Origin of the sequence: Bifidobacterium sp. M0353 (genome assembly GCF_016100645.1) — a bacterium.
Lineage (GTDB): Bacteria > Actinomycetota > Actinomycetes > Actinomycetales > Bifidobacteriaceae > Bombiscardovia > Bombiscardovia choladohabitans.
Genome location: NZ_JACFSB010000002.1, coordinates 533,133 through 548,327, shown reverse-complemented (window position 1 = coordinate 548,327; position 15,195 = coordinate 533,133). Strand labels below are relative to the sequence as shown.

At 61.8% G+C, this 15,195-nt stretch carries 10 protein-coding genes; 9 read left to right on the top strand and 1 reads right to left on the bottom strand.

The window, feature by feature from the left end; translation table 11 throughout:
- Positions 1 to 3 precede the first annotated feature (3 nt).
- The 4 genes from H3V04_RS07760 to H3V04_RS07745 all read left to right on the top strand — a co-directional run bounded on the left by H3V04_RS07760 (position 4) and on the right by H3V04_RS07745 (position 2,571).
- Positions 4 to 495 (top strand): inorganic diphosphatase, encoded by a 492-nt coding sequence (locus tag H3V04_RS07760; protein ID WP_015022497.1) that lies wholly within the window; start codon positions 4 to 6, stop codon positions 493 to 495.
- Between the two features lie 150 nt (positions 496 to 645).
- Positions 646 to 1,092 (top strand): DUF3290 family protein, encoded by a 447-nt coding sequence (locus H3V04_RS07755; protein WP_198183078.1) that lies wholly within the window; start codon positions 646 to 648, stop codon positions 1,090 to 1,092.
- A gap of 3 nt (positions 1,093 to 1,095) precedes the next feature.
- Positions 1,096 to 1,740 carry a DUF421 domain-containing protein gene (locus H3V04_RS07750; protein ID WP_198187893.1) on the top strand — a complete coding sequence of 215 codons (645 nt, stop codon included), beginning with the start codon at positions 1,096 to 1,098 and terminating at the stop codon, positions 1,738 to 1,740.
- Positions 1,741 to 2,007: 267 nt separating this feature from the next.
- Positions 2,008 to 2,571 carry a manganese efflux pump MntP family protein gene (locus H3V04_RS07745; RefSeq protein WP_045924898.1) on the top strand — a complete coding sequence of 188 codons (564 nt, stop codon included), beginning with the start codon at positions 2,008 to 2,010 and terminating at the stop codon, positions 2,569 to 2,571.
- A 1-nt stretch (position 2,572) separates the two neighbouring features.
- On the opposite strand, the gene H3V04_RS07740 is transcribed toward H3V04_RS07745, so the two are convergent.
- Positions 2,573 to 3,235 (bottom strand): hypothetical protein, encoded by a 663-nt coding sequence (locus tag H3V04_RS07740; RefSeq protein ID WP_198187892.1) that lies wholly within the window; start codon positions 3,233 to 3,235, stop codon positions 2,573 to 2,575.
- A gap of 163 nt (positions 3,236 to 3,398) precedes the next feature.
- On the opposite strand from H3V04_RS07740, the gene H3V04_RS07735 reads away from it, so the two are divergent.
- The 5 genes from H3V04_RS07735 (at position 3,399) to H3V04_RS07715 (ending at position 15,092) form a co-directional block, all read left to right on the top strand.
- Complete coding sequence (locus H3V04_RS07735; protein WP_198187891.1) at positions 3,399 to 4,229, top strand: response regulator transcription factor; 831 nt, start codon at positions 3,399 to 3,401, stop codon at positions 4,227 to 4,229.
- 61 nt (positions 4,230 to 4,290) lie between these two features.
- Positions 4,291 to 4,938, top strand: a complete 648-nt coding sequence (nth, locus tag H3V04_RS07730; RefSeq protein ID WP_198177225.1) for an endonuclease III — start codon at positions 4,291 to 4,293, stop codon at positions 4,936 to 4,938.
- Between the two features lie 10 nt (positions 4,939 to 4,948).
- Positions 4,949 to 6,481, top strand: coding sequence for an ABC transporter substrate-binding protein (locus tag H3V04_RS07725; RefSeq protein WP_198177224.1), 1,533 nt, complete (start codon positions 4,949 to 4,951; stop codon positions 6,479 to 6,481).
- A 44-nt stretch (positions 6,482 to 6,525) separates the two neighbouring features.
- Complete coding sequence (gene valS, locus H3V04_RS07720; protein ID WP_198177223.1) at positions 6,526 to 9,267, top strand: valine--tRNA ligase; 2,742 nt, start codon at positions 6,526 to 6,528, stop codon at positions 9,265 to 9,267.
- Positions 9,268 to 9,608: 341 nt separating this feature from the next.
- Positions 9,609 to 15,092 (top strand): InlB B-repeat-containing protein, encoded by a 5,484-nt coding sequence (locus tag H3V04_RS07715; protein ID WP_198187890.1) that lies wholly within the window; start codon positions 9,609 to 9,611, stop codon positions 15,090 to 15,092.
- The last annotated feature ends 103 nt before the right edge of the window (positions 15,093 to 15,195 follow it).

The following is a 15,195-nucleotide window of genomic DNA, read 5'->3' as shown; positions in this document are numbered from 1 at the left end:
ACAATGGCAGAGACATTCGACGTGTTGGTCGAGATCCCCCGGGGCTCCCGCAACAAGTACGAGATGGACCACGACAGCGGCCATATCAGGCTGGACCGCACCCTCTTCACCTCCATGGGCTACCCCGATGACTACGGGTACATCGATGGCACCCTGGGCGAGGACGGGGATCCCTTGGATGCCCTGGTCATGATTCCCGACTCGGTCTTCCCGGGTTGCATCGTTGAATGCCGCGCCGTTGGTCTCTACCACATGGTCGACGAGGCCGGCGGGGATGACAAGGTCCTCTGCGTGCCCGCCGACGTCCGCTTCGACGCCATCAAGGACATCGACGACGTCTCCGACTTCCACAAGCAGGAGATCAAGCACTTCTTCGAGCAGTACAAGGCCCTGGAGCCGGGCAAGGAGGTCATGCCCGGCGACTACTGGACCAACGCCGAGGCCGCCGAGACCCAGATCAAGGCTGCACGCGAGCGCCTGGCCGCCCAGCACTGACCTCTCAAGGCCGCCCAGCGGTCTCAACCACCCCGGCAAGGGCCCAATCGAGCGCCCGAACCGGGGTTTTGCATGCCCAAATCCTCCCAAAACGCCTCCAGCCGTCTACGATTGCGAATTGCGGGTGCGCGCGCAAGGGTAGGAGCGGCTATGACTTTCTATACGTACCAATACCTCAAGGGCGGGCAGACCAACTGGACCATGATCAGGATCATCGTGGTCGTCCTTCTGGCCCTGGCCTTCCTCTTCTTCCTATTCATGTACTCCCGCCATCGCTGGAACCATAAGTACAAGGATCTGTCCATCATCCTGGCCACCCTGCTCCTGCTGGCGGCGGCCATCCAGTACAGCGACTACACCAATCTGCGCACGGCCAGCCTGCAGAGCGGACAGCTGACCACGGTCATCGACAAGTCCGCCGCCAAGCTCAAGGTCGATCCTGAGAGGATCTGCATCAACGACACCTCGCGCAACAACGACATGATCATCAAGACCCCCAAGGGCTACTACACCCTGGTATTCAACAGCTCCGGCTCCGAGTTCCTGCTGCAGCGCGCCGACCTGTACCACCCAGACATCACCGTGATCGGAGAGTGACCCATGGATATCAATTTCTACGTCAACGTGGCCCTGAAGCTGATTGTCGGGCTGCTCTTCATCACCCTGCTCATCAACGTGACCGGTAAGGGGAACCTGGCGCCCACCTCGCCCATGGACCAGCTGCAAAACTACGTCCTGGGCGGCATCATCGGCGGGGTCATCTACAGCGACAGCATTTCCATGGCCCAGTACATTGTCATCCTGCTGATATGGGCGGCACTGATCCTCATCACCCGGTATGCCAAAACCCACATCCACGCGGTGGGCAAGTACATCGACGGCGAACCGGTCACCATCATCAAGAACGGCAGACTCTTGGTCCAGAACTGCCTCAAGGTCAATCTGACGGCCAAGGAGGTGGACTTCAAGCTGCGCACCAAGGGCATCAACGACATCCGCGACGTCAAGCGGGGCATCGTCGAGCAGAACGGCGGCCTGACCATCATCTCCGAGGGCGACAAGGACGTGCGCTACCCGGTGGTCATGGACGGGCGGGTCAATCCCGACGTTCTTGACACCATGGGACGGGACGAGGACTGGCTTGACGAACAACTGGCCAAGCAGGGCATCCACAAGGTCAGCGATGTGTACATGGCCCGATACCAGAACGGCGAGTTCTACGCCGTCACCTACCAGGACCAATAGCGCCATCCACGCATCGGGAGACAGCCTGACGGTGACCAAGGCTCATTGAGCAGGGCCGTCCGGCCTCATCCCATGCTTGATTGTTCCAGCGCTGACAGGTAAAATCTATGTCCATATTGTTATGGCGTAGCATGTGAACGGCATTCAACGAATTCAAAGCCGACTCCAATCGGCAGTTCCGCGCTCGACGCTCCCGAGGCGTAGGCGGGTTTGAGGAGACCTGGTCGAGGCCCATCCCACCGGGGATGAACCCTTTCAAGGAATGCCGTGTTCTTGAGATTGTTGTTTATCGCTTTAGGTGTATCTTCTGACGCTTTTGCCGTCTCCATCAGCAAGGGACTGTCCGTGGACCGACTGCGGGCCCGCCATCATTGGCTGGTCGGACTTTGGTTCGGCGGATTCCAGACGCTGCTGCCCCTGCTGGGCTACTTCGCCGCTTCCATGCTGCAGGACTCCCTGGCCGCCGTGGATCACTGGATTATCTTCGGTATCCTTTCAGCCATCGGGGTCAACATGATCCGCGAGGGCGTCTATGGCGAGGAGGAGGGAGCGAACGGCGAGGAGAGCTTCTCCTGGCGGCAGATGCTCCCCGCAGCCATCGCCACCAGCATCGACTCATTCGGCGTGGGCGCAGGCCTGGCCTTGCTGGGCATCAACATCTGGCTATCCGCACTGGTCATCGGGCTGGTGACGGCTGCGGCCTCCATTCTGGGGCTGCGCATCGGATACGCGGTCGGGTCCCGCTGGCGCAAGCCTGCCAGAATCGCCGGCGGCATCATTCTGATCGTCATGGGCATCCAGATCCTTCTGGACCACCTGATGAATGCCTGACTCAGAACGTCGTCTGCAAGACCATAGCGGCCAGAACCACGATGGATCCGGCCAGAAGAACCGACATCAGCGCCAGACCTACGGCCCCACGCCGATCAGCTGCCTCCTGGGCCCACCGGTAACCCGAGGTCATGAGCCCGACCAGCAGCAGCAAGGCCACTAGCACCACCAGAATCGGCATCAGGTCGGGATGGAGGCCTCTGACCAGCTCCGGCAGAAAGACCCACCCCGAGGCGGCGACAGCGGTCACCCCGCCCATGGCGGTTGCAGAAATGCCACGGATGACCATCCGCCGGTCCCGACGCAGCATCTGCCGAACGAACATGAATACGGCCAGGAGGGCCAGCAGGAATGCCGCAGTCGACAGCCAGGCCCATAGGGCACCAGGCCCCTGCACGGCCAGGGTCGGCACCAGAGCTGCCAAGGCAAGCAGACCGAACACAGCCCGGTCTGGACCGGGTCGTATGCCCTGGCCGACCAGTGGCCAAGAGGCCAGCATGGCCAATGCCAGCGCCAGAACCAGAACGGCCTGCACCCCTCGAGCGACCCGGGGCTCGGCCAGCAAGCCCGTCGCCACTCCCGGCAGAATCAGGGCCGCCAGGGCCAGCAACTGCGTCAGGGCGGGCGCGTGCCCATCCCGGGTTTCTTTTACGGTCTGCGCCATGGGTCCTCCTGCCTGTCCCCGTCGGGGAGCCATACGTCACATCCTAGGGCAAGGCCATCCTGTGAACTCAGAGCCCCTGTGACGGGCCGATTGTACAATGATGACGACTGTTCAACGAATCCACCCCCGCTATGGACGAACGGACAGGGAAGAAGGTACCCCCGTGACGGATCTGACCTTGATGACCTGCGCCGAGGACCCGGCATCGGTTCTGCCAGCCTTGGCCCTGCTCTCCCATCGGGTGCGCGTCCTGCCCCTGGATGCCGCCTCCCTGGTAAGAATGCCCGAGGACACCGTGCTGCTGATTGACGCCAGCGACGACCTGGCCGAGGCCAAGACCCTCTGCAACCTGACCCGGGCCTCGGGCCTGTCCACGCCCATCATCCTTATTCTGAGCGAGGGCGGCTTCACTGTGGTCAATGCCAGCTGGGGCGTGGCCGACGTCATCATTCAGTCCGCGTCCCCGGCCGAGGTCGAGGCCCGACTGCGTCTGGTCTGCCAGCGCGTAACACCGACGCTCAAGCCTGATACCCAGCCGGAAGAGGTGGAAGATCAGGTACCTACCGGTCAGGTCCGCTCGGGTGATCTGGTCGTGGACACCGAGAGCTACACGGCCCGAATCCACGGCCGTCCCATCAACCTGGCCTACAAGGAGTTCGAGCTGCTCAAATACCTGGTTCAGCATCCAGGCAGGGTCTTCACCAGAGCCCAGCTCCTCCAGGAGGTCTGGGGCTATGACTACTACGGCGGCACCAGAACGGTGGATGTGCACGTGCGGCGGCTCAGGGCCAAGCTGGGCAGTGAGTACGAGCACCTGATCGGCACGGTCCGCAACGTGGGCTACCGGTTCGATCCGCCCTCGTCGGCACGGACGGCCTCAGTCCCCAAGCCCGAGCCGGATGCCGAGACCGGCCCAGACCCAGCCGAGCAAAAGGACAGCCAGTCGGAACAATCCCAGGATTCCCAGAAGAAGAAAACCAATCATAGTGACTGATGCATCATCAAATCGAAAGCGCCCTCAGGGCAGGGAAAGCAAGGCCCGACGCCTGGCCCGCATGCACGAGGAGTACCGCATCCTCTGCCAGGTCTTTCCCGAGGCGGTCTGCGCCCTGCACTTCCGCAACCCCTTTGAACTGCTGGTTGCCACGGTCCTGAGCGCCCAGACGACCGACAAGCGGGTCAACTCGGTGACCCCCGAACTCTTCGAGCGCTACCCCGACCCCGCGACCATGGCCCAGGCCCAGCCTGCCGAACTGGAGGCCATCATCCACCCGGTGGGCTTCTACCATACCAAGGCCCGCCACCTCTTGGGGCTCTCCCTGATGCTGACCGAAGACTACGGCGGCAAGGTCCCCCAGACCATGGAGGAGCTGACCAGCCTGCCCGGCGTGGGGCGCAAGACCGCCAACGTGGTCCTGGGAAATGCCTTCAACATCCCCGGATTCCCGGTGGACACCCACGTCACCCGGGTCACCGGCCGTCTGCGCTGGCGGACCGACTGGCGCAGCACCCACCCCGATCCGGTGAAGATCGAGCATGAGATCTGCGACTGCTTCCCGCCCGAGGACTGGACCAATCTGTCGCACAGGCTGATTCTGCATGGCCGGGCCACCTGCCACGCCCGCAAGCCCGACTGCCTCCACTGCCCCCTGGCCGAAACATGCCCCAGCGCCGAGCTCCTGGCCGGACCAGCCTCTCGGTAGAATCGAGACCATGGCACGCGGCAGACACAAGCAAATCAGATCCGGAATCATCTTTTTCCTGGTACTGGCGGTCCTGACCGCGGGCACCTATATGGCCTGGCCGCTGGTGACAGGCCAAGGAGGCTGGCGGCTGCCCTGGGCCCAGGAGGGTTCAGGCCGAATCGTACGCATCCGGGCCCGCCAGGCCCCCGTCTCCCTGGACATCCGCACCGAACCAGGACGCGCCACCGACCAGGCCCTGATGGGCAACGTCTACCAGACCCTGACCAGGCCCGACGCCAAAGGTCGGCCGACGCCCGGCCTGGCCCAGAACTGGGAGATCTCCGCAAACGGCCTGCTCTATACCTTTCATCTGCGCAATGACGCCCGCTTCGCCGACGGCCGCCGCCTGACCTCGGAGGATGCCCTCTGGTCCCTGCACCAGATCATCGACCATCAGTACCAGGGCCATCGGGATCTGGACGGACTGGCCAGGGTCACCAACCCCGATGATGCCACACTGGTGATCGGTCTGAAGAGCCCGAACGCCAGACTGCTGACCGCCCTGAGCGGTCGGGCAGGCATAGTCTACGACCGCCAGGCCAGGGTCAACTATTCCACTCGATCAGCTGGTTCAGGCCCCTACCAGGTGGATGACTGGCAGCCGGGCACCAGCCTTACCCTGACCGCCAGCAAATCCTACAAAGGCCCGGACAAGGCCGCCATCGGCAAGGTAATCTTCAGCTACACCGGCAGCCCACAAGAGACCATCAAGGATCTGGACCAGGGACGCCTGGACGCTGTAGTGGACATGGATTCCGCCACCGCCGCGCAGGCCCACAGGACGCCGACCGCTACGCCCAGCACAGACAATGTGGTCCTGGCCTTCAACAACATAGCAACCAGCCCGCTGTCCGACCAGCACATGCGCGAGGCCGTCCGCTACGCCCTGGATCGAGAATCCATCGCCAAACTGGGGGGAGGCGGGGCCAAGGCGCTGGGCGGACCGCTCAACCAGCTGAGCCCCGGCTACGATCCCGACCTGCAGGCCTTCCCCTTCGACCGTGCCCAGGCGATTCATCGGTCCTCCTACTACCGCCCTTCCTTCTTTAAGAACGGTCTACGTCTGGTCTATCCACGCGAATTCGGCAGCCAAGTGGGCGACCTGATGCGCACACAACTCAAAGCAGCAGGCATCCCCACCCAGGTATCCATGGTGGATCAGCCCACCTTCCGTGACCAAGTACTCAACCGCCGCGACTACGACATGGCCCTGATGGTCATGGACAATGATGAAATCGACCGCTTCGCCGACCCCGACTCCACCATGCTCTTCGACAACGTCGATGTTCAGAACTCCTGGAAGCAGGTGACGGACTGCACCGACCAGAACACCTATGCCGAGCGGCTGAAGGCCTTTGCCCGACAGGTCAGCGACCTCTCCCCCAGCGACTGGCTGTATCAGCGTACGCCCCTGGTCCTCACCGCCCCGCGCCTGAAGGGCATGCCCAGCTCTCTGTTGGACCGCTACCTGCCCCTGTGGAACCTGCGCATCCAGGGGTGAAAAGGCCGGTGCCCCTTGTCACTGTTCGTCCATAAAATGCTGGTATGTCTGCTGAACACCAAGGAATCGTCAATGCCCATCTGACCCCCCTGCCCGAGAGGGTGGGCGTGGATGGCCTGGAGGAAAAGTGGTGCCGCGACTGGGACGAGTCCGGCGTCTACCGCTTCCGCAACACCCGCGAGCGCTCCGGCGTCTACTCCATCGACACCCCGCCGCCCACGGTTTCGGGGCATTTGCACGTCGGACACGTCTTCTCGTACACCCATACCGACGTAATCGCCCGGTTCAAGCGGATGCAGGGCTACGACGTCTTCTACCCCATGGGCTGGGACGACAACGGCCTGCCCACCGAGCGGCGGGTCCAGAACTATTACGGTGTCCGCGTGGACACCTCGCTCAAGTACGATCCGGACTTCAAACCCCCCTTCCATGGGACCAAAGGCAAGAAGATCAGCGCCAAGGACCAGGTGCCCGTCTCCCGTCAGAATTTCATCGAACTGTGCGAGGAACTGACCGCCGAGGACGAGAAGCTCTTCGAGCAGCTCTGGCGGTCGTTGGGCCTGTCGGTGGACTGGTCGCAGACCTACCACACCATCGGCGAGCATCCCCGCCGTGTGGCACAGAAGGCTTTCCTGCGGAACCTGGCCAGGGGCGAGGCCTACCAGAAGGAGGCCCCCGGGCTCTGGGACGTGACCTTCCAGACCGCCGTGGCCCAGGCCGAGCTGGAGTCGCGCGAGTACGACGGCTTCTACCACAGGGTGGCCTTCCGGTTTGCGGACGGCACGCCGATATACATCGAGACCACCAGGCCTGAGCTGCTGGCGGCCTGTGGCGCCCTGATCGCCCACCCGGATGACAAGCGCTACCAGAAGTATTTCGGGCAGAAGGTCTACTCCCCCCTGTTCAAGGTGGAGGTGCCCATCCTGGCCCATCCCGCCGCCGAGATGGACAAGGGCGCCGGCATCGCCATGTGCTGCACCTTCGGCGACGTGACCGACGTGCAGTGGTGGCGGGATCTGAATCTGCCCACCAGGTCCATCATCCAGCGCAACGGACGAATCGTCATGGACGTGCCGGACTGGATCACCGATGAGGGCGGGCGGCGCATTTTCGAGCAGACCGAGGGCAAGACCACCTTCTCAGCCCGCAAGATCATCGTGGACGCCCTGCGCGAGTCCGGCGACCTGGACGGCGAGCCCAAGCCCACCAAGCGCATGACCAACTTCTACGAGAAGGGCGACAAGCCTCTGGAGATCGTCACCTCCCGCCAGTGGTACCTACGCAACGGCGGCACCGACCAGAAACTGAACCAGGAGCTGCTGGAGCGCGGCAAGGAGCTCAACTTCCACCCGGACTTCATGCGGGTGCGCTACAACAACTGGGTCGAGGGCCTGAACGGCGACTGGCTGATCTCCCGGCAGCGCTTCTTCGGAGTCCCCTTCCCCCTCTGGTATCCGGTCAAGGAGAACGGCGAGACCGACTACGCCCATCCCATCACCCCGGCCGAGGACAGGCTCCCCATCGATCCCAGCACTGATGTGCCCGAGGGCTTCGAGGAATCCCAGCGAGACCAGCCTGGCGGCTTCACGGCCGAGAAGGACATCATGGACACCTGGGCCACCAGCTCCCTGACCCCCCAGATCGTGACCCACTGGGCCGAGCCGGGCGAACAGGACCAGGCCCTCTTCAAGGCCACCTTCCCCATGGACCTGCGCCCCCAAGGCCAGGACATCATCCGCACCTGGCTCTTCAGCTCCATGGACCGCGCCCACCTGGAGAACGGCTGCCTGCCCTGGAGCGACACCACTCTGTCGGGGTGGATCCTGGACCCGGACCATAAGAAGATGAGCAAGTCCAAGGGCAATGTGGTGGTGCCCGACGAACCCATCAAGAAGTATGGAGCCGACGCTGTGCGCTACTGGGCATCCTGCGCCCGGTTGGGCCTGGATGCCACCTACGATGAGGGGCAGATGAAAATCGGCCGCCGCCTGGCCGTCAAGCTCCTCAACGCCGTCAAGTTCGCCCTGGCCATCGGTCGGGAGGATGAGAACCATAAGGTCACCCGGTCAGCGGAGGCCACCTGGAACCCCGCTGACGTCACGGTCCCGTTGGATCGCGCGGTTCTGGCCGGCCTTGCCCAGGTGATCGACCAGGCCACCAGGGCCTTGGAATCCTACGAGCACTCCAAGGCCCTGGAGGTGACCGAATCCTTCTTCTGGGACTTCTGCGACAACTACATCGAGCTGGCCAAGAACCGGGCCTATGGGACCGCGGATGCCACCGGCAGGACCCCTGACGAGGCCCAGGTGCTGAGCGCCCGCACAACCCTGGGGCTGGTCCTGGATGCTCTGGATCGTCTCCTGGCACCCTTCCTGCCCTTCGCCACCGAAGAGGCCTGGCAGTGGATGCACCAGGGGGACGGATCGGTCCACCGCGCCTCCTGGCCACGTCCGGAATCCTATCGGGCAGCTGCCCAGGGCCAGGATCCGGCTCTTTTGGCCTGGGCAGGCACGGCCTTGGCCTCCCTGCGGCGGATCAAGTCCGAGGCCAAGGTCTCCATGAAGACCCCCATCCTCTCAGCCTCCTTGAGCGTGGCGCCGGAGGGCCTGGAAGCCGTCAAGGCCGCCCTGGACGACATAGCCGAAGCGGGCAGGGTCACCGGAGATCTGGATCTGGTCGAGGAGACCGCTCAGTCCGAGGCGACGGGAGCCGGCGAGGATGAGGCGGGCATCCGTGTGACCACCAGCCAGCTGGGCGAGCCCCCCGCCAAGAAGCCTCGCAAGTAGGCTACACAATTCCCAATGCAACCGGGGCGGTTCAGCCATAGGCACCGCCCCGGTTTTTTGTCGGCGTCACTGGCGACAAGGCCGTTATCAGTGCAACCATCGTGGCAATCCGCAATGCCAATCGAACCTTCGGCGCTCATACAAAAAGTGCGGCTTCCACAATCAACGGCATGCCTCTTGCAACGAATTTGTCCTGCAAGGGCCTGATCACGACACTATGAACTGCTCGAAGATTGCAATGCTACAGTAGAAGTTATAGAGGGACTTTATTTTAGTGTGCACCGACGCAGATTTTGGGGCTACGACCTGGGGAATCGGCACGTTTGGGGAGGAAGAATCGAATGGGGAATGCTCATGGCATCCGCAGACTGATGACGCTGACAGCCATGATAGGGCTGGCGCTGATCGGAGCATCAACAGGCGCATACGCAACCACAGGCGATACGGCACCTTCGCCTACCACGGAAACGCCCTCTCCCAGCCCGTACAGCAGCGTGAGTCCATTGCTCAGGACGGGCGGCGAAGCACAGGCCGGGGCCGCTGCTCCGACCGCCACACCATCGCCGCTGGCCAGCAACAATCCCTCGCCTTTCGAGTCCATCCAACCGTTCAGTGAGAAAAAGACAGACAAACCCATCAGGAACAGCTCACCGAGAGCCAAGTCGCCACAGACCAGGGATTCATCCTCATATACCCTTACCTTCGAGCCTGACGGGGGCTCGCTGACGTCCGGCTCGCCGGCCTTGAGCCAGACAGTAACCTCAGGCCATCTGGCATCCCCTCCCACCGTCGCCAAATCAGGTTACCTGTTTGACGGATGGTTCCTGAAGGGCTCCGATGTGGCCTATGACTTCGGCAAGCCGGTCACCAGCGCGCAGTCGCTGACGGCCCATTGGTCGTCGGTCAACGACGCCCAGTGGACGACAGCCGACGTCAGCGGCGACGACACCGGGAGCTCGGCAATCACCCTGGTTTCCCCCAAGCCCAGAGGGGTCAGATTCGCACAGGTCAGCACCGGCCACGATCACACCCTGGCCGTAGGCTCGGACGGCCACGTCTACGCCTGGGGAGACAACAGCAGGGGTGAGCTCGGCGACGACACCACAATCAACAGAAACACGCCGGTTCGGATCACCGAGAATGACGCTATCAAGGGAAAGATCTTCGTATCCGTCAGCGCGGGAACCACGTTCTCCATGGCACTGGCCTCGGACGGCACCGTCTACACCTGGGGCAACAACGACCGTGGTGAACTCGGCAACGGCTCCACCACGGATTCCTCAGTGCCGGTAAAGGCGAATCTCAACGCCACCATCACCGCCATCAGTGCCGGATACTGGCATGCCATGGCCCTGTCCTCGGACGGGACGATCTACACATGGGGAGACAATCAATACGGCCAGCTTGGCAACGGGCACACGGGTGTCAACGTCAACCCTTCACCCGCGGCGGTGGCCTCTCCATCCGGCGTCACCTTCACCACCATCAGTGCCGGATATGATTTCCAAACGGCGTTGGACAGCCAAGGTCATGCCTACGCCTGGGGACGCAACCAGGGCGGCCAGCTCAGCATCGGCACGATGGACGGTACCAGCAGCGGTTCCAATGTCTACACTCCTGAGCGCATTCTCGGCGACTCGACCGGTGCCGCAGACAGCACTGTCTACACCGACATCGATGCGGGGTACCTGCACGTCCTGGCACTGAGCAATACAGGCAACGTGAACTACTGGGGCTATCCGCTGACCAAGGGCAATGACGCCAATGCCGACAGCGTTCACTCCTTCTATCCAAGCCAGGTAAGTCTGCCCACAGGAGCGGCGGTGCCTGTCTCGGTCAGCGCCGGGGACTACTCCTCTGCGGTGGTCGACTCCGAGGGCAGCCTGTATATGTTCGGAAGCAATTCCAGCGGTCAGCTGGGCGACGGAACCACAAAGCCTAAATCAACTATGACCGAGGTGAGCCTGACAGGCGTCACAGTCGCCGCATTCGATGTCTGCCGGCACAGCCTGGCCATCGGCTCGGACGGGCTCCCCTACAGCTGGGGGGAAGCGAAAAGCGGCAAGCTGGGACAGGGCAGCAAGGGACCTCAAAGCGGTTCGCAGACCAAGCCTGCAGCGGTCGGCCCACCCCAGATAGATCTGGCCAAGGTGACCTTTGGCAGGACAGATGTAGCAAAGACCGACACCAACAGCCCGATTAGCCGAACTTCAGCAGGCGACGACACCTGGAGTTCAAATACCCCATGGACGGTCACTACCCCGCACCACACTTACGGAACCACCAAGATCAGGATCAACGACGGTCAATGGTCCATTGGCGGTGCTGCACAACAGGGGCAAAGCATTGGCAACTATACATTCACACCCACTGCCCAGAAGGTCACCTTTGATTCGGACGGGGGTTCATCGGCCTCGGACCAGTTCGTCACCGCAGGCAAGCAGGCCTCGCCTCCCACCGTCACCAAGGCAGGCTTCCTGTTCGACGGCTGGTTCGTCAAAGAGGCAGACGGCAGTTCCAATGTGGCCTATGACTTCAGCAGTCCGGTCACCGGGCCACTGAATCTGAAAGCGCATTGGTCTTCGTCAGACATGAAATGGAAGACCTCGGATGCCCTCCATGGCGACGACACCGGGGGCTCCAAAATCACCCTGACTCCCCCCAAGCCCAGAGCAGTGAGATTTGCCCAGGCCAGCGCCGGGCGCTACCACACCCTGGCTGTGGGTTCTGACGGACACGTCTACGCCTGGGGGAATCAGGCCAGCGGCGGACTGGGAAACGGCAAAGACTCAGGCACGGCAACAACGCCGGTGCGGATCACCGAAAATGATGCCATAAAAGGAAAGATCTTCATAGCCGTCAGCGCCGGGGATGCTTATTCCATGGCCCTGGCCTCGGACGGCACGGTCTACACCTGGGGCAGCAACGGCAAGGGACAGCTCGGCAACGGCACTACCGATAATTCCAACGAACCAGTAAAAGCACAGACAGACAATGCCAAAATCACCGCCATCAGCGCAGGACGGGCATATGCCATGGCCCTGGCCTCGGACGGCACGGTCTACACCTGGGGCGACAACACTTACGGCCAGCTCGGCATCGGCAACTATGACAGCCATTCCACCCCTACCAAGGTCACGGCGCTGTCTAACATCACCGCCATCAGCGCAGGATTTACCTCGGGCACGGCCCTGGACAGTCAAGGCCACGCTTGGACTTGGGGCCAGAACGACAAGGGGCAGCTTGGCAACGGCGCCCCTAATGACAGTCCGACACCGACACGTGTCCAAGACCTGGACACCGGACAGCCTGATACCCGGTTCTATATCGCCATCAGCGCAGGCTACCAGCACGTGCTGGCGCTGGATACGGATCATGACCTCTATGGATGGGGTTCCGGCACCGCCATCGGCTCCACCACAGATACCAATGTCAGTACGAGAGGATCCACCGCGATCAGTTTCGGAGCCGATGCTGTCAACATCACCGCCTTCAGCGCAGGCGACGATGGATCGGAAGCCATAGATGACAGCGGAAGGATCTTTACCTGGGGCAAGGAGGGTTACGGCCAGCTGGGCAACGGTGTGAACGATAATACGGCATGGCAAACCAATCCGAAAGCCATCACACTGGCTCAGTCAATAAAGGCTTCCGCAGTGTCCACCTCCAGCCATCACCAGACGGCCATCGGGTCTGACGGATTGCTCTACACCTGGGGATACAGCTACTACAACCAGCTTGGACGAACCGGAGCGACCTCAGTGCCCGGCACCACACAGTCACCGCAGATCACCCTGATTAAGGTCATCTTCGGCACCATGGCCAGCAGCACCAAGCCGGCCACGAATCTGACCCAGACAGGCAAAGACACCTGGGATACAAACCAGGATTGGACCTTTGTCACGCCCGCGTACCCCTACGGCCCCTCCAGCTTCACCATCACATGGACTATTGCCGACGATACCGGAGACTCAAGGCAGGCACAGCAGTTCGACTACACCTTCGATCGGACCAAGAAACGCATAACGCTTGACCCTGAGGGAGGCACTGGAGCTGCATGGACGAGCAAGGACATCGAGGAAGGCGAATTGGTACCCCGACAGACCGTGGCCAAAACGGACTTCCTGTTCGACGGGTGGTTCGTCAAAGCGGCTGACGGCAGTTCCAATGTGGCCTACGACTTCGGCAAGCCGGTCACAGACCCGTTGACCCTGGTCGCACACTGGACGCCTTCGACCCCAATGACCGTCGACCCAACCGTCAGTCCGTCCACTGGCGGATACCAGGTCACCATCACTCCACCCTCACAGCGCAGCATCCGTTTCGCCCAGGTCAGTACAGGCAAAAACCATTCCTTGGCTGTCGGCAGCGACGGGAATGCCTACGCCTGGGGAGACAACAGCAGGGGACAGCTCGGTAACGGCAGCAAGGACAGCAGCAAGACACCCGTCCAAGTGAAGAAGCCATCCGACGCAGGTACCGACTTCGCCTACATTCAGGTAAGCGCTGGATATGGATTCTCGCTGGCACTCGGCAGTGACGGCAACGCCTACGCCTGGGGAGACAACAGCAGGGGACAGCTCGGTAACGGCAGCAAGGACAGCAGCAAGACGCCCGTCCAAGTGAAGAAGCCATCCGACGCAGGTACCGACTTCGCATACACCCAGGTAAGTGCAGGAGGCTATCATTCCCTGGCCATCGGCAAGGATCATCAGGTCTACGCCTGGGGAGACAGGAGCAACGGCGGACAGGTGGGCGACGGCAACACGACCGGAAATGCCCCTGCTCCAGTAGCCGTCAACGCAAGCGCCACCAGTCCTGGATTCCAGGCCAGACAGGTCAGTGCGGGATATCAGCACTCTCTGATTATCGGCATAAGCGGGCAAACCTACGCCTGGGGATACGGCGACAGCGGTAGACTGGGCAACAATGCCAAATCCTCACAGGCCACTCCTGTGTCGGTATCGTCACCCGTGCAATACGAGGACGGGTCAACGGGATTCTTCGCCACTCAGGTCAGCGCAGGAGGCTCGCACTCCCTGGCCATTGGCAGAGACGGCAAAGCCTACGCCTGGGGTGCGAATACCGATGGGCGACTGGGTACCGGAGACACCAATGATGCCGCAATACCAACCGCGGTGGCCGATCCCGACGGAGGCAGCGATGGATTCAAACCCACCGAGATCAGCGCCGGAGGATGGTTCTGCGCAGGAATTGACGACAAAGGGCGAATCTACACCTGGGGCAACAACGGTCAAAACGCCCTGGGCAATGTCTCCATCTCAGGATCCATCAGCACATCCCCCGTTTTGGTGAGCAAGGACGGTAGCACCATACAGATCAGTGCAGGCGAGCGCCAAGTCCTGGCCATCGACTCCGACGGCATGGCCTACGGTTGGGGTGACAATGGCGGCAAGCAGCTCGGCACCAATTTGGACAGCGACTCAGTCAAGGCGGCCACCTTGGTCTGCCCGCCGCAATTGACCATCAGCTCGGCCACAGTCGGCACGGATCCGCATACTGCATCGGTTCTTGAACTGACCCGGAGCAGCACAGCCGACACATGGGGATCATGGAATACCTGGACCTTCTATACCCCAGCCTTCAAGGCAGGCCAAACAACAGTCAATATCACCTGGGATGTGGGCCAAGGCAGCTCTCAGACTGAGAGCCTGCCCTTTACCTACAGGGATATTCTGCCCCTGACCGGCAGCCAGGGTCTGCTCGTCATACTGCTTGTAGGACTTTTCGTGACGGTGACAGTCCTGGCAGCGAGGCAACATTACCTGGAAACAGCCCATCAGACCCTAGCCAGCACTCACTGATACCTTATGGCCGATGGCATAGGAGTTGACCCGAGCCATCGGCCATAAGAGCAGGTTTTCTTGTAACTTCGTACTTGAAAACTCTTTATAATGATGATCCGCT

Excerpts from the sequence above, each read along its gene's own strand:
- H3V04_RS07760 (WP_015022497.1), top strand. The coding sequence starts at position 4 with ATGGCAGAGACATTCGACGTGTTGGTCGAGATCCCCCGGGGCTCCCGC.
- H3V04_RS07755 (WP_198183078.1), top strand. The coding sequence starts at position 646 with ATGACTTTCTATACGTACCAATACCTCAAGGGCGGGCAGACCAACTGG.
- H3V04_RS07750 (WP_198187893.1), top strand. The coding sequence starts at position 1,096 with ATGGATATCAATTTCTACGTCAACGTGGCCCTGAAGCTGATTGTCGGG.
- H3V04_RS07740 (WP_198187892.1), bottom strand. The coding sequence starts at position 3,235 with ATGGCGCAGACCGTAAAAGAAACCCGGGATGGGCACGCGCCCGCCCTG.
- nth (WP_198177225.1), top strand. The coding sequence starts at position 4,291 with ATGCACGAGGAGTACCGCATCCTCTGCCAGGTCTTTCCCGAGGCGGTC.
- H3V04_RS07725 (WP_198177224.1), top strand. The coding sequence starts at position 4,949 with ATGGCACGCGGCAGACACAAGCAAATCAGATCCGGAATCATCTTTTTC.
- valS (WP_198177223.1), top strand. The coding sequence starts at position 6,526 with ATGTCTGCTGAACACCAAGGAATCGTCAATGCCCATCTGACCCCCCTG.
- H3V04_RS07715 (WP_198187890.1), top strand. The coding sequence starts at position 9,609 with ATGGGGAATGCTCATGGCATCCGCAGACTGATGACGCTGACAGCCATG.